General features: G+C 48.7%; 11 protein-coding genes, 2 tRNA genes and 3 rRNA genes. 13 read left to right on the plus strand and 3 right to left on the minus strand.

Annotated features, from left to right (window positions below):
• Window positions 1-229 precede the first annotated feature (229 nt).
• The 3 genes from LBJ25_03980 to ispD all read left to right on the plus strand — a co-directional run bounded on the left by LBJ25_03980 (window position 230) and on the right by ispD (window position 3115).
• Entirely contained in the window at window positions 230-1516 is a 1287-nt protein-coding gene (locus LBJ25_03980) for a homoserine dehydrogenase (GenBank protein MDR1453116.1), read from the plus strand.
• A 92-nt stretch (window positions 1517-1608) separates the two neighbouring features.
• A complete protein-coding gene (locus LBJ25_03985; GenBank protein MDR1453117.1) occupies window positions 1609-2436 on the plus strand; it encodes a hypothetical protein in 828 nt (275 codons plus the stop codon).
• Window positions 2437-2467: 31 nt separating this feature from the next.
• Complete coding sequence (gene ispD, locus LBJ25_03990; protein MDR1453118.1) at window positions 2468-3115, plus strand: 2-C-methyl-D-erythritol 4-phosphate cytidylyltransferase; 648 nt, start codon at window positions 2468-2470, stop codon at window positions 3113-3115.
• Between the two features lie 16 nt (window positions 3116-3131).
• Here ispD and LBJ25_03995 read toward each other — a convergent pair whose 3' ends face one another.
• On the minus strand, window positions 3132-5459 hold the full coding sequence (locus tag LBJ25_03995) for a hypothetical protein (protein MDR1453119.1): 2328 nt from the start codon (window positions 5457-5459) through the stop codon (window positions 3132-3134).
• Window positions 5460-5592: 133 nt separating this feature from the next.
• Between LBJ25_03995 and LBJ25_04000 the strand changes: the two genes are divergently transcribed.
• The 5 genes from LBJ25_04000 to LBJ25_04020 all read left to right on the plus strand — a co-directional run bounded on the left by LBJ25_04000 (window position 5593) and on the right by LBJ25_04020 (window position 9586).
• Window positions 5593-6465, plus strand: coding sequence for a Fic family protein (locus LBJ25_04000; GenBank protein ID MDR1453120.1), 873 nt, complete (start codon window positions 5593-5595; stop codon window positions 6463-6465).
• A gap of 15 nt (window positions 6466-6480) precedes the next feature.
• Window positions 6481-7047: a flavin reductase family protein gene (locus tag LBJ25_04005; protein MDR1453121.1), complete on the plus strand. Its 567-nt coding sequence runs from the start codon at window positions 6481-6483 to the stop codon at window positions 7045-7047.
• A gap of 242 nt (window positions 7048-7289) precedes the next feature.
• Window positions 7290-8812, plus strand: a 16S ribosomal RNA gene (locus tag LBJ25_04010).
• Window positions 8813-8947: 135 nt separating this feature from the next.
• A complete protein-coding gene (locus LBJ25_04015) occupies window positions 8948-9190 on the plus strand; it encodes a type II toxin-antitoxin system Phd/YefM family antitoxin (GenBank protein ID MDR1453122.1) in 243 nt (80 codons plus the stop codon).
• On the plus strand, window positions 9191-9586 hold the full coding sequence (locus LBJ25_04020; protein MDR1453123.1) for a type II toxin-antitoxin system VapC family toxin: 396 nt from the start codon (window positions 9191-9193) through the stop codon (window positions 9584-9586).
• Between the two features lie 17 nt (window positions 9587-9603).
• Here the strand turns inward: LBJ25_04020 and LBJ25_04025 are convergent, their stop codons facing one another.
• Together LBJ25_04025 and LBJ25_04030 are read right to left on the minus strand one after the other, a co-directional pair.
• Window positions 9604-10677, minus strand: coding sequence for a hypothetical protein (locus tag LBJ25_04025; GenBank protein MDR1453124.1), 1074 nt, complete (start codon window positions 10675-10677; stop codon window positions 9604-9606).
• Window positions 10678-10941: 264 nt separating this feature from the next.
• Complete coding sequence (locus LBJ25_04030) at window positions 10942-12933, minus strand: UvrD-helicase domain-containing protein (protein MDR1453125.1); 1992 nt, start codon at window positions 12931-12933, stop codon at window positions 10942-10944.
• A gap of 654 nt (window positions 12934-13587) precedes the next feature.
• On the opposite strand from LBJ25_04030, the gene LBJ25_04035 reads away from it, so the two are divergent.
• The 5 genes from LBJ25_04035 (at window position 13588) to rrf (ending at window position 18353) form a co-directional block, all read left to right on the plus strand.
• Entirely contained in the window at window positions 13588-14298 is a 711-nt protein-coding gene (locus LBJ25_04035; protein ID MDR1453126.1) for a hypothetical protein, read from the plus strand.
• A 213-nt stretch (window positions 14299-14511) separates the two neighbouring features.
• Window positions 14512-14585, plus strand: a tRNA-Ile gene (locus LBJ25_04040).
• A 138-nt stretch (window positions 14586-14723) separates the two neighbouring features.
• Window positions 14724-14796: transfer RNA gene (locus tag LBJ25_04045), tRNA-Ala, on the plus strand.
• 282 nt (window positions 14797-15078) lie between these two features.
• Window positions 15079-18065, plus strand: a 23S ribosomal RNA gene (locus LBJ25_04050).
• 171 nt (window positions 18066-18236) lie between these two features.
• A 5S ribosomal RNA gene (gene rrf / locus LBJ25_04055) occupies window positions 18237-18353 on the plus strand.
• The last annotated feature ends 12 nt before the right edge of the window (window positions 18354-18365 follow it).

An 18365-nucleotide genomic window follows, 5' to 3' on the forward strand; every position in this document is an offset into this window, starting at 1 on the left:
CGTCATTAAATTATTTTGATGTTGGCAGACCAGACGTTAGATTTTCTAACGTTTTGCTTGCGGCAAAACACCCCACCGCAGCTAGCGCTGCCGCCTCCCCTTGCCAAGGGGAGGCGGGCCGCCGAAAGGCGGACTGGTGGGGTGTCTCGCGTTGGCCGAGCTTTGGTCGGTGAACGTAGTATCCTACGGATACGCTGTCGAAGTGACCGAACTGTGATATTATCCCCCCATGTCCAAAACAGAGCTGAATATCGCGGTATTAGGTTTCGGCACGGTCGGCGCGGGCGTGGTCAAGATGCTGCTGCATAACGGCGACCTGCTGGCCAGGCGCACCGGTAAAAAACTAACGCTGAAATATATCGCTGATCTGGATCTTAAAAAAGACCGTGGTGTTAAAGCGCCGAAAGAAATTTTGACCACCGACGCGCTCAAAGCGCTCAACGATCCGGCGGTCGATATAGTCGTCGAGGTGATCGGCGGTGTCAATCCGGCCAGAAAATTTATCGAGACCGCGCTCAAAAACGGCAAGCATGTCGTCACTTCCAACAAAGAGGTTATCGCCAAGTACGGCCGCGAATTTAGCGCGCTGGCCGCGCAAAATAAAGTGAATATTTTATTCGAGGCTTCGGCGGGCGGCGGTATACCGATCATCAACGCGCTGACCAAAGCGCTGGCCGGCAATAATATCCGGCGGATTTACGGCATAGTCAACGGCACGACCAATTACATTTTGACTAAAATGTACCGTGAAAATGCGGAACTGGCGGACGCCTTAAAAGAAGCGCAGTCTTTGGGGTACGCCGAGGCCGATCCGACCAATGACATTGACGGTTATGACGTGGTCTATAAATTAGCGATCCTGGCCAGCCTGGCCTTTAATTCGCATTTCGCTTATCAGGATATTTACCACGAGGGCATTCGGGAGATCAGCGCGGCGGATATCGCTCTGGCGCGGGAATTCGGCTACGTCATTAAGCTGCTGGCGATCGGTATTGCGCATGACGCCAAAAACGTGGAGCTGCGCGTGCATCCGGTCATGGTGCCGCAGAGGCATCCGCTGGCCACCGTCAATGACGCTTTCAACGCCGTGTTTGTGGAAGGCGACTGCGTGGGCGAGACGATGTTTTACGGCCGTGGCGCGGGCGAGCTGCCCACCGCTTCGGCGGTGATCGGCGACATAGTTGATCTGGCTTTGCACGATACCGAAGACACTAACGCCGCGCCGTGTTTTAATTTTACGCGCAAAGAAATCGTGCCGATCGGCGCGATCACCAGCGAGTATTTTATCCGGCTGAAAGTCAAGGACGAACCCGGTGTGCTGGCCGCCGTATCCAGGATCTGCGCCGATCATAAAGTAAGCATTAAGGCCGTGCAGCAAAAAGACGCGGACAGCGTGGCCTATCTGGTCATCATTACGCATCTGGCGCCAGAAGCCTTGCTGCAAAAAGCGGTTCGGCGGATCGGCGCGCTCCGGCAAGTGCTGGAGGTCAGCTCGGTGATCCGCGCCGGTCTGTAAGACGGTTTTCCGGTCACAAAATATCCGCCAATTTTCCTGCAATTTTCCGTAAAAACTTACGATAAAATAATAAATGCAAAAGGATATGACGTATGTTAAAAGCCGGAGCTGCCGAGCAGGAAAAGAGAATATTCACGGCGCGCACGGACGCGCAAAAAGAGGCCATGGTCGCCGCGTTGGATGAATTTATAAAAAACAAAGGATATATACCGAACCGGAGATCTGACGACCTTGCTGCAAAGGCGCTGGGAGGATTTTATAGACGCGTTAAAAGCGGCCATATCAGACTTAATAACGAACTACAGACTAGATTTGACAAAGCCGTGAAAGACATACAGACATGGAAAGAATATAAAATACTTAATAACCAGAATAAAGTTAAAAATGTGGAAAAACTGGAGGCGTTTATAAAGAATAAAGAGGATGGGGACGCCCTGCTGTCGGCTTATGACGCGGCGCTGCAAGAAGCTGATGTTCTGCAGACAGACCGGTCTGCCGCGCGGGATGCGGAAAATTGGCCTCAAGGCCGGGCTTTCCTTGCGCTGCAGGAAGAGTTAAAAATAAAATATAATAAAGCTTATTTCGAGACTTACAGACGGCTGTTCGAGCTGCATGAGAATGATATTCTGAGAATGTTGGAGCGGGTCAGGAATGAAGCCAATCAGGATACTGTCGACAGGCTTTTGGCGTGGATCGTGGTTTTTCAGCTGGGCTGTCTGGGCGGTGACGCGGCTTACCAAGAATTTTATACGGCGGAAAAAGCGGCCTGTCTGGAGTATGGAGATGTCGTTGATTTGCCAGCCACGCGTGAGAGATTTTTGGCCAGATTTTATGTGGAATTTCGGAAAGTTTTGCGGGAAGCCGCGCGGGAACTTACGCAGCGGGAAGAATATTTGCTGATTGAGCTGCTGCAAAGGTAAATGTTATCATTTTGCTATGGCGCCCCGCACAATGAAATTCGCTCTCCTTCTCGCGGCCGGCGGGCAGGGGCGGCGTTTTGGACAGAACAAACAATTGTTTTTGCATAAAAATAAGCCGCTGTTTGTCCACACGCTGGAAAAATTAGTGAACCAGCACGACCGGATAAAATTAGATCAAATAATTATCGTATGCGACGCGCCGGAGAAATTTGTGAAAATCTTGAAAAAATATAAAATTAAATCCGCCGATATTGTCAAAGGCGGGCGGGAGCGTTCTGACTCTGTTCGTAATGGGCTGGCCGCGCTGCGCGGGGACATCACCCATGTGCTGATCCATGACGGCGCGCGGCCGAATGTGACAGGCAGTCTGGTCGCGCGGCTGAAAAAAGCTTTGGCCAAATATCCGGCGGTGATCCCTGTCGTCCCCGTGGTGGACACTATAAAAGTGGTGAAAAATAATAAAGTTTTGGCCACGCCTAGACGCGCCGCGCTTTTTGCCGCCCAGACGCCGCAGTGTTTCCGCAAGGATCTTCTGCTCCAGGCCTATGCTCAGGTAGATCCGCGGGGCTGCACCGACGACGCGATGCTAGTGGAGAAGCTCGGCGCGCCTGTTTATACTGTGCCCGGCGATCCGCGCAATATCAAAATTACGACTAAAGAAGATCTGCGGTATATTTAAATAATATAGAAACTGCTTAAAACTCCAGCGCCCAAATTGCGCTTGGCCGCATATACATTGTCGCGGTGAAATGTCCCTGACTGTCCCAGCCTTCCGGCGTGCGAAAGAAAAAACCGCGGCGGTAAATAATTTCCGCCATCAGATTCAGGATTTTTTCCGCTTCTTTACGCAGGCCATTTTTCAGGAACAAAGAACAGAGCGCGAAATTCGTGCCGACCCAGATGTCGCGGCCTTGTTCGGCCTCGACCAGTTGGCCGTTCTTTTTCTTGCCGGAGAGCAGTCCCCAGCGGCTGCGTGTGCCGCGGTAGATCGTTTTCAGCGCGGAAAGAATTTTGCTGTTGTGCAGTATCGGTTCGGTTTGCAGCAGGGCGATGTACCATTGTCCGATGAGCTGGTCGGCCATAATGTCCGTGCTGTCTGCGCAGAAATTATAATATTTGCCGTTCCATAATTTTTGGTCAAAAGTTTTTTGCGCTCTGGCCAGCAGAGCCGCGTAGCTTTTGGCCGCTGGCGCGTCGCCGAGTGTTTCCGCCGCGCTGTGCATGACACGCAAAGCCGCCAGCCAGAGCGAACCGCAGTAAGCCGACACGCCGCTCATTGCCCAATTGTCGTAAGTCTGATCAGGATAGCCGCTGTTTTCCGGCACGCCGTCCTGATCCCTGTCCATTTTTTGCAGATAGGCCAGCGCCTGACGCAGGGACGGCCAGACCTCGCGCAAAAATTTCCGATTGCCGGTAAAAACATAATCACGGTAAGCCAGCAGAATGAATTTAGCGTTCAGATCTTTCCAGTAATTAGTGTTCTGCCACGTGTAGCCGGCCGGACTGCTGAAAGGCGCGTGTTTGGGCGAACCGAGATCGTGCGGGCAGGCTCCGGCGATTTTCCGGCGGCCGCAGCACAAAAGCCGTTCTTTTTTATTTAGAGGCAGCGGCAGCAGAGGGTCGTCCGTGTGAAAATGATAACGGATCAACTGCGGATCGCTCCGGCCGATACTGGCGGCAAAATCCCGCATGATTTTGAGCTCGATCTCCGGCCAAAATTTGAGCAGCGGCCAGGAGCCGTAAAAACGCACATCCAGAGTTTCATAAAACGGATAATCGAAACACTCCAGCAGGCCAAAAGAGCCAGTCTGCGCGTCCCAGCAGCTGCCGCCGTCCGCCAAAAAATATAATTCATTGATCAGCATTTGTAGATAATTTTTGCGGGACTTTTCTTTTTTTAACTGCCGGGCGGTCTGGCTGCCGCGGATAATTTCTTCCTGCCAGGCGTCGATTTTTTGCGACCAGACCGGATATTGTTGGGCGGCGGTTTGCAGCAAAGCGTCGGCGTTGCGGCCGCTGCGGTCAAAAAAGCGCGTGTAATATTTATAGCGGTTTACACCCGCGCCGAAATGCATGACCGGCAGATCCCAGACGAGCAGAAAAGTTATTTTTTGAGTTTCACCGGCTTGTAAAATAACTTTGCCGGCCACAGCCGCGCCATAATTTTGCTGCTCCAGCAAATTAGACGGAGCTTGCCCGTCAAAAATTCCAGTTCGCGCAAAACTTTCAAATTCCGCGCCGCGGCCCTGCAGATAAAAATAAGTCTGCGCGGAAGTTTGCGCGCCGCCGCAGACGGCGATGCCGAGCTGTCCGTCCATTTCTCGGCGGACGTTTCGACGCTGCGAAGTGTCCGTCAGGTTGCTCATAATTACCGCCGTCATTTTCTTATCCGCGCGCAATTCCTGCCGGCGGTTTTGATTGTTTTTGACAAAACTAAACCAGTTGTCCTGCACGCCGGGCCGCTGGTCTTCAAAACCCCAGCCAGTTAGATTGGCCCAGCTCATGGCCAGCGCGACTTCGATCTGTTCCGTCGTTTTATTGCGCACCGTATGTTCAAATACAGCGACAGGGTAGCTGGTCTCCCGATAATTATGCGGCAGCACCGGCGAATATTGCTCGCAGATAATTTCAGCGGGCTGCTGCGGATCGGCAAAAACGTATTTGGCTTTGGGGTAGGCGGCGGAGTAACGCGTGTGTTTGGCGGCAAAAGGCGGCGCAAAATTTTGCAGCTTGCTGTCGGCATACGGCCGCGCCGTCAGCGTGTTGACATAAGTTTTCCGGCTGTCTTTTTGGTAAACGTGAAAACAACAGGCCTTGAGCTCTTCGGCGATATGCGCGCCGATCTTGATATGCCAGATATTGAAATCCCCGTACGGCGAGCGGCCGATCGTCCCCGCGCCAAAACCGCCCAGCGGACAGCCGTGCGGATAGGTGTTGAAAGGCAGATAATGTCCCTGATCCCGCGGCGGGAGTTTTTTGATCCTGGCCAGATCCGCGCAGTTTATAGAAAAAAGCTCTTGCATTTTTGAGAGAAAATTATAGCATATCGGCGGAAAATATCTTTGTTTTTTCGCTCAGCCAAAGGGACAGGCGCGGCTTTTGCATAATATTAACGTTTTATTTGACAAAAAGCGTTAATATTACTATAATTAGTATGTGATTAACGAAACTCAAAAGGCCTACATAAACCGGCTTGGGCAGGAGTACCGCGTTTTAGCGCGCGGCCGCGAAGGTTTGTTGCGGCTCATTGAGCAGCGAGAATTGCCGGAAATGGTTTACAATTCCAACGCGATCGAAAATTCCACGCTGACTCTGGAGGAGACGGAAAAAATTTTGCTGGAGCAAAAAGCGCCGCGTGAAATGAGCGCGCGTGAATTTTTTGAAGCCAGAAATCTGGGACGGGTGCAGGAATATTTAGCGCGCCAGCCGGATCTGCCTTTAAACAAAAAGAATATTTTATTTTTGCATCATCTGCTGCTGAATGATATTGCTGAGGATATTCACGGGCGTTTTCGCCACGGCAGCGAATGGGTGCGGGTCGGTCGGCATATCGCGCCGGATCCGCAGCTGGTGCCTGACCTGGTCACAAAACTGCTGGACGAATATCAGGCGGACGATCTGTATTTTTTGGACAGTATCGCCAGATTTCACGCGGAGTTCGAATCGCTGCATCCTTTCTGCGACGGCAACGGACGGATCGGCCGGGTCTTGATCAATCTGCAATTATCCCAGCGCCGCCTGCCGCCGATCATTATTCAGAACAAAAACAAACAAAAAAACTACTATGCTTTGTTTACGGAATATCAAAATAACAAAAACAACTACACAGGGTTCACGGAACTTTTCGCGCGGCTGCTGACGGAGTCTTTGCATAAGCGGTTGGCTTATCTGCGCAGCCAGAAAATAATCAAGCTGACCGAGTACGCCAGACAGACCGGACAAAACAGCAGCGCTCTGCTCAACAAAGCCCGCCGCCAGACCCTGCCGGCTTTTCGGGAACGCGGTGTCTGGCTGATCGGCGCGGAGTAATATAAAATAAACCAAATGCGCGACGCTAAAAATATTCCGCAAAAATTTCCCCTGCGCCGGGCTTTTACTTTTATGGAGGAAGGGCCGGTCGTATTGCTCAGCACTTTTTATCAGGGCCAAAATAACCTAATGACCGCCAGCTGCACCATGTCGATGGATTTCAGCCCCATGGTCGGTGTGATGCTGGGGCCATGGGACAGCTCTTATTTTGCGCTGCTCAAGACCAGAGAATGTGTCCTCGCCATACCCGGCGCGGACCTGCTGGAAAAAACCGTGGCCATTGGCAATTGTTCCGGCTCCGAGGTGGACAAATTTGCCGAATTCAAATTGACGCCGCGGCCGGCCGCGAAAGTAAAGGCTCCGCTGATCGGGGAGTGTTTAAAAAATCTGGAATGTAAGCTAATTAAAAAACTGAACATCAACGGCGGTGAATTATTTGTCCTGCGGGGCGTCGCGGCCTGGCACGATCCGGCGCGGCGGGAACAGCGCGTTTTTCACGCCAAAGGCGACGGGACTTTTTTTATCGACGGCCGGCAGATCGATCTGCGCCAGAAAATGACGCGCTGGCAGGACTGCATCTGATAATGAGATATATTGCACAAAAAATAAGCCTGTGCTAATATTTCGCTCCCTTTACGGGGCGGATCTTTGAAAACTGAATAACGGCAAATAACTGATTCCCATTAGTTATTTGAAACATGCCAGTACGAATTTTTTTGTAAATTTTTTTCAAAAATTTTCTTTTAACGGGGAGATTATGTAATGTAATCTCTATAACCTGTCAGAAATCAAACTTGCTCCGGGCGTAATACTCGGAGATATTATTAAATGAGAGTTTGATCCTGGCTCAGGATTAACGCTGGCGGCGTGCCTAACACATGCAAGTCGAACGGCAGCATGTCTGTAGCAATACAGATGATGGCGAGTGGCGGACGGGTGAGTAATACATAAATTATCTGCCTTTCAGACGGGGACAACCTAGGGAAACTTGGGCTAATACCCGATACGATTTGAGGAGAGCATTCTCCTTTAAGGAAAACACTTAGATGGCTGAAAGATGAATTTATGCCTGATTAGTTAGTTGGCGGAGTAACAGCCCACCAAGACGATGATCAGTAGCTGGTCTGAGAGGACGAACAGCCACACTGGAACTGAGACACGGTCCAGACTCCTACGGGAGGCAGCAGTGAGGAATTTTGCTCAATGGGCGCAAGCCTGAAGCAGCGACGCCGCGTGAATGATGAAGTCTTTCGGGATGTAAAGTTCTGTCAACAGGGACAATAATGATGGTACCTGTGGAGGAAGCACCGGCAAACTATGTGCCAGCAGCCGCGGTAATACATAGGGTGCAAGCGTTATCCGGATTTACTGGGCGTAAAGCGTATGTAGGCGGTATTCTAAGTCAAACTTCAAATCCCGGGGCTCAACTTCGGTTCGGGTTTGATACTGGAATACTAGAGTTTGGGAGAGGAAAGCGGAACTAACAGTGTAGCGGTGAAATGCGTAGATATTGTTAGGAACACCCGTGGCGAAGGCGGCTTTCTGGATCAATACTGACGCTGAGATACGAAAGCGTGGGGAGCAAACAGGATTAGATACCCTGGTAGTCCACGCTGTAAACGATGCACATTAGGTATAGGGGGTATCGACTCCCTCTGTGCCGAAGCTAACGCGTTAAATGTGCCGCCTGGGGAGTACGATCGCAAGATTAAAACTCAAAGGAATTGACGGGGGCCCGCACAAGCAGTGGATCATGTGGTTTAATTCGACGATACCCGAAAAACCTTACCAGAACTTGACATCTGGGGAATTTCACAGAAGTGTGAAAGTGCCCGCAAGGGAGCCTCAAGACAGGTGGTGCATGGTTGTCGTCAGCTCGTGTCGTGAGATGTTAGGTTAAGTCCTGCAACGAGCGCAACCCTCGTGTTGTGTTGCTACATTAAGTTGAGCACTCTCAACAGACTGCCCGTGGTAAACGGGAGGAAGGTGGGGATGATGTCAAATCATCATGCCCTTTATGTTCTGGGCTACACACATGATACAATGGCAAGTACAAAGGGACGCCAAGCCGCAAGGCGGAGCAAATCTCAAAAAACTTGCCTCAGTTCAGATTGCAGGCTGCAACTCGCCTGCATGAAGATGGAATTGCTAGTAAACGCAGATCAGCATGCTGCGTTGAATACGTTCCCGGGCCTTGTACACACCGCCCGTCACACCATGAAAGCCGGATATATCCGAAGTCAGTGAGCCAACCGCAAGGAGGCAGCTGCCTAAGATAGAGTCGGTGATTGGGGTGAAGTCGTAACAAGGTAGCCGTACCGGAAGGTGTGGCTGGATCACCTCCTTTCTAAGGAGAAACAAAATTGGCTTCGGCTGATTTTGTTAGGTCGATGTAGTATTGGTATCCGTTATTTGGTTTTCTTAGGTCTGGTAACTATTTTTTCTTCTTGGTCAACTTGACCAAGTATGCTATACTAGCAATATGAAAACTTTTCCGGTGGCCGAAGCCAAGACGCATTTTTCCGCTCTGCTCAAAGAAGTTGAGAAAGGCGAGGAGATAGCCATATCTTACGGGCGAAAAAAAGAAATGGTAGCGCTGCTGATTCCTTTTGCCGCGCGCCAGCAAAAAAAGACGCGCGGGATCGGTTCATTAGAAGGAAAAATGAAGGTGAAATTTGCCAAAGATTGGTATATGACCACTGAAGAGTTGCTAAATATGAAATAAATGAACTATTTGGTCGATACACATATTTTGATTTGGGCTTTTTCCGCGCGGAAAAAAATATCGCCAACGGTCTTGAATATTTTAAGCAATGAAAATAATTTAGTGTATTACAGTCCGGTTAGTTTATGGGAGATCGCTATTAAATACGGCGTAAAGAAATTAACGCTTGCCGGTTATACTCCCGAAGAATTTTTTGCGGAATTAGAAACACGCAGCTATATTTGTTTACCATTAAATAATTTGGATTTGATAACCAATTATCAACTGCCTATGCGCCATAGAGATCCTTTCGACCGCTTGCTGATCTGGACGGCGCTGCAAAATAATCTGACCTTTTTGACCGTTGACCGGACGGCGGCGCGGTATGTAAAAGACGGCTTGAAATGTGTTTGGTGAACGGCGCCGGTGGATTGCTAATCTTGCTTATCTTTTTTGGCTAGTTCTTTATAAACTTGTTCTAGGAAATCTTTACGTAAAATGTTTTTGAAACTAAAAGATATATTTTCTTTTTTCCCTTTAAAGTTGATGTCGAAAATATTGTCTTGAGCTATACCTAAAGCTTCATTATGCATCCGTAGTATACGGATAATATAAGCAGCCCGTTCAAGTAGTATCGGATACAGCATCTCCCCTTGTAATTTTTTACTAGCATCATTTATTAGGCTATCAAAAGGTCTTCCGGTACTGCTTGAGGGTGTGTCGTCTGGAAATAATTCTTCAAAATTATCCAATAGGGCTTGAGTTACATATAAAGAAATAATGTAAGCATAACGTTCGTTTTCACTTAAGGTAATATCAAAACCATTTCTTAATAAGCTGTGTATTTGGCAATGAACGCTTTCATGAACTATAGTGTCAACAAGTTGACACAAAAGCAAATCATCGCCAAAAAGACCCCAGCCGGATTTTTCAATTTCTTTAGATACAATGTATATTGTATTTACTGGCTGGCTAGGATAAAAAATATTGTCATAGTAATTCGTAGCAAGACCCACTGTTTCATGGTCGATAGGCTGCTTAATTTCTTTTTGCTGTTCGAGATAATGGGCTGTGGGTGCAGTGACATTGAATTCATATTCAGGAACGAGTATTGTTCTATAGACATTGTCTTTTACATGGTCATACAATGTAGCGTAATTGCCAATGCCTGCGTAAGGTAAATGTTGTAACAAAACTGTTATGTCGTCCGGCAGAGCGGAAGTTTTGAAACTTATCGCATGCTCTCCGATTAATTGCAGAATTGACGGCGCCGAATTTTCCAAGTCCAGTAATATTGTTGTTCCAAGAATTTCCTTGCCGAAAAAATTAACCTCAGCTATGCCGTCATCTTCATCATTAATTATTATTTTGCGAGCATGAGGATTGAGCTGAGCGCCCCGCATTATCTCATCAGACAAGTCAAATTCATTTTGTAATATACGCAAAATATGATTTGTTTTATTGACAGTTTTTTCTGCTTGGTCGGCATATATTTTGCTTAATAACATTAACATTAAATAATCTCACTTTCTTTAATGATATAATGATATCGTAACTATTTTTTAATAGTTTCATTTTTTTGTAACTGTTGAAAAGCTTTGTTGGTCAACTTGACCAAGTATGCTATACTAGCAATATGAAAACTTTTCCGGTGGCCGAAGCCAAGACGCATTTTTCCGCTCTGCTCAAATTGGTCGATACACATATTTTGATTTGGGCTTTTTCCGCGCGGAAAAAAATATCGCCAATTATACATTAGAGTTGATTGCGTTCTAGCTTTCCGGGATTTTGTACCCGCACCACGGTTGATTTTCACAGCCCCAAAATTGTCTGCCGCGGCGCGTCAGTATGGTTAAATGGCCGCTCTGACAGCGCGGGCAAAGCAGCGGCTTATCCCCTCTGGCCAGCTCGCTGACACGCACATCCCGATAAGCCGCGCACTCGGTGACGAAACGGGACGGCTTTTGCCGCGCGGCCAGCAGATAAGTGGTATGGCGCGTTCGGGTGATGGCGACGTAAAACAAGCGGCGTTCCTCGGCCAGCGGGAAACTTTCGGCTTGAGCCAAAACCAGAGAAAGCAGCGGGTCGTCGGTTATTTGATTGGGAAAACCCAGAGCGCGTTCAGACAAATTAAGCACGATGACATTATCGGCTTCCAGTCCTTTGGCCTTGTGCGCGGTCAGGTAATTTATATTTAATTTTGGCCGCCGCGTATAGATCAGTTTACCGCTGGCGGCGTCAAATTGAAAAAGCTGGTATCTGGTTCGTTCTCGGGAAACGGGCAGGAATTCTTGAATATCCCGTTGATGCCGCCCTAAAATGAGCAGGGATTTTTTCTCACCGTACTCTTCCACAATATTAAGAATGGCCTGTTCCAGCGCGCTGCGTTCCTGTCCGCGGCCGTACTTGATGATGCGTAGCGGCTGGCGGACGCGCCGGCGGGAAGCTAGTTTTTTCTGCAGCTGCGCCGGATTGGCCTGAATAAATTTGGCGGCAATATTGATCAGATTTTGCGAATTGCGGTAAGTGCGTTCTATTCTCAGCAGTTCGGCTGGCCCGGCCTGTTGTTGAAAATCCGTGAATAAACTTACCTCGCTGCCAGCAAATCTATAAATGGACTGCCAGTCATCGCCGACACAGATCAATTTCGCTCCGGTTTTTTCCCGGATAGCCTTGATGAGCTGGAAACGGCTTAAGGAAATATCCTGATATTCATCTATAATAATATACCGGTAGGGCGCCGGGGAGCCCTGTTCCCGCACCAGCCACGCGGCCTGATTGATCATGTCGTGAAAATCTAGCTTGTTTTGCGCGGCGAGTTCGGCCTGATACCGCGCAAAAAGCTGCGCTAAGATCGGCAAAAAAAGCGTGGCTCTGGACTCCGGCGCGTCCGCGGCGTCCGGTGGAATTATTAAGTCGGCCGGAGCGCGGCCGCTGGACTTTAAAAGATTGATAAAGGTGCGGCTGAGCTGCGCCAGTTTGGCCAAAGGCCAGTCCGCAGACCGCCAATCCGCCGCTTGTTTTTTTAACAGGGTTAATTCCTCCGTATTCCGCGCTTGAATGCCGGACAGCCGCAGCGCGTTCAGAAATAGCGCGTCAACCTGCGGCAAAATCCGCGCGAGATAATTTTGGATTGTTTGACTCAATAATTCCTCTCCAGCAATGCCGGACTGGCTTTGCTGGCGCAAAATACGCAAGCCCAGTTGATGGAAAGTCCAGACCTGAATAGGCGTTCCGAGCCGGCCAACAATGCGTTCCTGTAATTCCTGCACCGCTTTGCGGGTAAAGGACAGGACGAGAATTTTCTGCGGGTCAACATTTCTGACCTGTACCAAATACTGGACTTTGCCGGCGATAGTCAGGGTTTTGCCGCTGCCCGCTCCGGCAAGTATCAAATTGTTTTGGGCGTCTGTAACTATAGCGCGCCGCTGCTGTTTATCCAGCGACTTTCCGCCGATATTGTCGAATAGTTTTTTGTGCGTTTTTAATTCCTGCCGGATAAACTTTTGATTGAGCCGCGCGATGCTCCGGTCAAAATCCGCCATGCCGCGCCGGAAGCGGCGGACTTGCCGGTGGAGGTTAAAGCGGCGCTTCTGAAAATACCGCTGCAGGGGCGCGTATTCCGCCGCCAGTTTTTGCGCGGACAGCTGGGTAATATATTCAGGCGGTACAGTCAGCAGCCGCTGGATCCGGCGCAGACGAGCCTGATAGCGCAGACGTTGTCTCCAGATTTTTTTCCAGAATTTACATAAACGAGCCAACATGCGCCGCTCCTTTTTAAATTCTGCCGCCGCGAGGTTGTTTTTTTAAGAGCGAAAATACCGGATCGCCAGTAATTATCACCAGCCAGCTCATTCAATAAATATATCGCAAATCGCCAGAAAGCGTTGCAAAAAAAATGGGACGGTTTTTCTTTTCTCACGATACAATATTAAGAGGTAAATTATGGATACAAATTGAGCAGCTTATGATATATTATGTATAAGTAGCAAGGATTGAATATGTTGACAAAGATTATAGCTCAGCCTACCAATAAGTCACTCACTAAAGCGGATATCCAGCGTAATAATACGCAGAATTTTGCGGCCTGGAAAAGTTTTATTAGGCAGTATGGCTATAGGCCTAGAATGGTTGTTGTCGGCGCAGAACGGGCGCTATTGTCTGCGGAGGCTTATGCGCTTGAAGTAAAGCTGGGAAAATGGGCTAACCATGTTTCTCAGCAGCTCAAAGGCCACGTGCCTTATGCGATAGATTGGCAGTATCCAAATCGGCAGCCGGTGGGATTCCTTGGCTGGTGGAATAAGACGCCGACCTGGCAGCAAAAAAATAATGCGGATAATCTGAAAGCCTGCCAAAAGTTCAGCGCGTGCCACGCTTGCAAACCGCGGCAGGAAATATCCATCGAGGAACACAAATTAATGAAGGCTGAGGAATATCAAAATGAAATTAGACTGGGAAACTGGATAGCGCATACCGCCCAGACTATAAACAATGCAGAAGGCAGCCAAAGAGATTGGCAATACCCGGAACAGCAGCAGGCAAAATTTGTGAAGTGGTATACGCAAACCCCAACGGGCAATCAAAAACAAAACGCGGATAATCTTACGGCCTGGAAAAAATTTATTGTCCGGTATGGCTATAGACCAAGACAATCAATATCAGCGGATGCCCGCAAAAAAATGACCAAGACTAGATATGAACAAGAGGTTAGATTGGGAAAATGGGCGAATTCTGTTTCACAGTATTTGCTGCCGGACTGGAATCAACTGGTCTGGCAATATCAACAGCAGCATGATGGATTTAAGGAGTTATGGCAGAAAACTCCTACATATAACCAAAAACTAAACGCCGATAAATTAATTTTATTGCAAAAGTTTTGTCGAGAGAATGGCTGTCGGCCGAGTCATGACACCAGCAAAAAATATCCAACTATTGCCTCGGCGGGAGAAGTTTCACCGGAAGAAGATAGGCTGGCCGTTTTTGTGGATACGGTCAGAGCGGGCAATAGCGCTTTTCAATATCCAGAACAATATCAAGCGTTTGAAAAATGTTTAAGCTATCCCACTCGTTTAGCGTTCCAACAAAAAATGGATTCGCGCAGATTTGATCGGCTGGCTACTGTCCCTTAAAAAACGACGCGCTGGCATCTTCTAACTTTTTCTGGCAATGCGTAGTTCGGCATTTTTTAAACAGTTAAAAATTTTCAAAATTTTGGCGCGGACGGCTATTGTGCAATAATTTATAGTGTGCTAATATGCGCTCCCTTTTGTGTGATTTTTGTGTCGCGCAAGCGGAATTGCGGCTTTATGCCAAAGAACATTGCCTAAAACGAAACCTAAATTGGGCTATTAGCTCAGGTGGTTAGAGCGCACGCCTGATAAGCGTGAGGTCCGTGGTTCGAGTCCACGATGGCCCACTCAAGCTTAACAAGCGGCGCGGCCGCGAAGTTAAGCGAGAGTAACAAGGCCACGTAGTGGCCGAAGTTACAGAGTCGAAGAAGTTAGCGCGTTGCTACGCTGGCACTCTCTAACGAAGCAGACGCTATTAACCGCATGGGGGCGTAGCTCAGTTGGTAGAGCGCCTGCTTTGCAAGCAGGAAGTCGCGGGTTCGATTCCTGTCGCCTCCACTTTGCGCTCCTGCGCGAAGTGACAAGGGGCAGAAAACGACAAGTGATGTAAACGCAGTCACTTGTAATTTTTAATCATAACGCTGTAATTTTTTACAGTTTTTTGGAGAAAATTTCTCCGTGATCTTTGATATTGTTAGCAGTGAATGAATATTGATGAGATATTCATTTATTGAGCATGAATAAAACTTATGAACATTTATTCATGTGAATTTTAAGTAATCTAGGATATTCTAATTGTTTAATTTAAGAATATAGCCAAAAGGATTCTCGCTCACATATGAGAAAAATACTAAGGGCGCATGGAGGATACCTTGGCGAATAGAGCCGACGAAGGACGTGGTAAGCTGCGATAAGCCTCGGGGAGCCGCTATTGGCATCGATCCGGGGATTTCCGAATGAGGCAACTCATTACGGGTAATGCCGTAATATTATACAGTGAATTCATAGCTGTATGAAGGTAAGCAGGGGAATTGAAACATCTTAGTACCCTGAGGAAAGTAAATCAATTGAGACTCCGTTAGTAGAGGTGATCGAAAACGGAAGAGCCTAAACCGTGTTGATGTAATAGACGCCAGTCGTTGTCAATACGGTGTTGCGAGAGCAGATGGGGCAGTCTGGCGGCTGTCCGGTAAGTTACCAAACTTTAGATTAGCAGAACGGTCTGAAAAGTCCGGCCAGAGAGGGTTATAGCCCCGTAATTTAAAATTTAAAGTCTTACTTTTGTTTCTCAAGTAGAACGGGACACGTGAAATCCTGTTTGAATCCGGGTGGACCATTCATCCAAGGCTAAGTACTTCTATTCGACCGATAGCGAAACAGTACCGTGAGGGAAAGGTGAAAAGAACCCCGGGAGGGGAGTGAAATAGAACATGAAACCATGCGCTTACAAGCAATCAGAGGCCGCAAGGCTGATGGTGTGCCTATTGAAGAATGATCCGGCGAGTTACAATGTGCGGCAAGGTTAAGTTTTTTAACGGAGCCGTAGCGAAAGCAAGTCTTAATAGGGCGTTTAGTCGCATTTTGTAGACCCGAAGTCTGGTGACCTATTCATGTGCAGCGCGAAGCGGCGGTAACACGCCGTGGAGGTGCGAACCGGTGGATCTTGAAAAATCCTCGGATGACGTGTGAATAGTGGAGAAATTCCAACCGAACTAGACGATAGCTGGTTCTCCTCGAAATGCCTTTAGGGGCAGCCTTGGAGGAAGCCCATCGGGGGTAGAGCTCTGTTTAGGCTAGGGGACTCACCAAAGTCTACCAAACCTACGCAAACTGCGAATACCGATGGTTTATTATCCAGGAGTGAGCCTGTGGGGGATAAGCTTCACAGACGAGAGAAGAAGAATTCAGACCGTCGATTAAGGTCCCCAAATCTATGCTAAGTGTTAACCGTAAGGAAGTTGTGAGTCCCAGACAACCAGGAGGTTGGCTTAGAAGCAGCCACCCTTTAAAGAAAGCGTAATAGCTCACTGGTCGAGTCTCATAGCGCCAAAGATTTAAGGGGCTCAAGCATAGTACCGAAATCACGGATACATACAGTCGCTGACTGTATGCATGGTAGAGGAGCGTTCCGTAGTAGGGTGAAGTTCAGCCGTAAGACTGGATGGACGAATCGGAAGTGAGAATGTCGGAATGAGTAACGAAAAAATATGTGAGAATCATATTCGCCAAAAACCTAAGGTTTCCCGGGGAAGGGTCGTCCGCCCGGGGTTAGTCGGGACCTAAGCTGAGGCCGAGAGGCGTAAGCGATGGACAGCAGGTTAATATTCCTGCACCAGTATATTTCGTTATCACGATGGAGTGACGCAGAAGGCCAGGCGTAGCCGGTTATTGGATTCCGGTCCGCGCAGGTAGGGTGAAAGACAGGTAAATCCGTTTTTCATTAGCCCGAGACGCGCGGCGAGCCGCAAGGCGGAGTTGCCGGGGCCACGCTGACAAGAAAAACTTCTAAGGAGAAATATGCTGCCCGTACTAAAACCGACACAGGTAGGTGGGGAGAAAATCCTAAGGCGCGCGAGTTATCTCTCGTTAAGGAACTCTGCAAAATGACCCTGTAACTTCGGGAGAAAGGGTGCCGCAGTAAGGTGAAGGCGTACAGCCGGAGCCGGAAGCGGTTGCAAAAACCAGGCGATAGTGACTGTTTATCAAAAACACAGGTCTCTGCAAAGCCGCAAGGCGATGTATAGGGGCTGATGCCTGCCCAGTGCTGGAAGGTTAAGAGGAGAAGTCACGCCGCAAGGCCGCAGCTTTGAATCGAAGCCCCAGTGAACGGCGGCCGTAACTATAACGGTCCTAAGGTAGCGAAATTCCTTGTCGGGTAAGTTCCGACCCGCACGAAAGGCATAACAACTTTCGCACTGTCTCAACGAGGGGCTCGGTGAAATTGGAATATCTGTGAAGATACAGATTACTTGCAGCAGGACAGAAAGACCCTATGAAGCTTTACTGTAACTTGGCTTTGAGTTTCGATTAATTGTGCGCAGGATAGATGGGAGACTTTGATTCGGAAACTTCGGTTTTCGATGAGTCGACGTTGAGATACCATCCTCAATTCGTTGGAATTCTAACGCGGCGCTTTTATCAAGCACGCGGACAGAGTCTGGTGGGCAGTTTGACTGGGGCGGTCGCCTCCTAAAAGGTAACGGAGGCGCTCAAAGGTTCTCTCAACACGGTCGGAAATCGTGTGTGGAGCGTAATCGCACAAGAGAGCTTGACTGCGAGGCTGACGGGCCGAGCAGGGACGAAAGTCGGAGATAGTGATCCAATAGCACTGTGTGGAAGGGCTATTGCTCAACGGATAAAAGTTACTCTAGGGATAACAGGCTGATACTACCCAAGAGTTCATATCGACGGTAGTGTTTGGCACCTCGATGTCGGATCATCTCATCCTGGGGCTGAAGCAGGTCCCAAGGGTCGGGCTGTTCGCCCGTTAAAGAGGTACGTGATCTGGGTTCAGAACGTCGTGAGACAGTTTGGTCCATATCCGCTGCAAGCGTAGGAAAATTGAGGGAGTTTGACTTTAGTACGAGAGGACCGAGTTGAACGAACCTATGGTGTACCGGTTATCCCGCCAGGGGTAGGCGCCGGGTAGCTACGTTCGGTTTAGATAATCGCTGAAAGCATCTAAGCGAGAAGCTAGTCCCAAGATAAATTTTCCTGTCCCTTCGTGGGAGTAAGGCCTCCGGTAGACTACCGGGTTGATAGGTCAGGGGTGTAAGCACAGTAATGTGTTCAGCTGACTGATACTAATCGGCCGAGGTTTTTCCATAAGAGCTTGAACCTTTTGGTTTCTTAAAGCAAAACAATTAGGGTATCCTCGATTACTTAAAATACAATACACCCCTCAGTCTAAAATTTGCACCGCAAATTTTAGACAGCTCCCCTTGGGAAGGGGAGCAAAAATGGGCGCTTAGTGCTAACAATAAAAAAACAGCCATTTTTTTGGTGACGATAGCGGCAGGGAAACACCCGTTCCCATTCCGAATACGGCAGTTAAGCCTGCCAGCGCCGATGATACTGCACGGGCAACTGTGTTGGAAAGTAGGACGTCGCCATCAAAAAAATGGCTG

The sequence above is a fragment of the Candidatus Margulisiibacteriota bacterium genome, from assembly GCA_031268855.1.
Lineage (GTDB): Bacteria > Margulisbacteria > Termititenacia > Termititenacales > Termititenacaceae > Termititenax.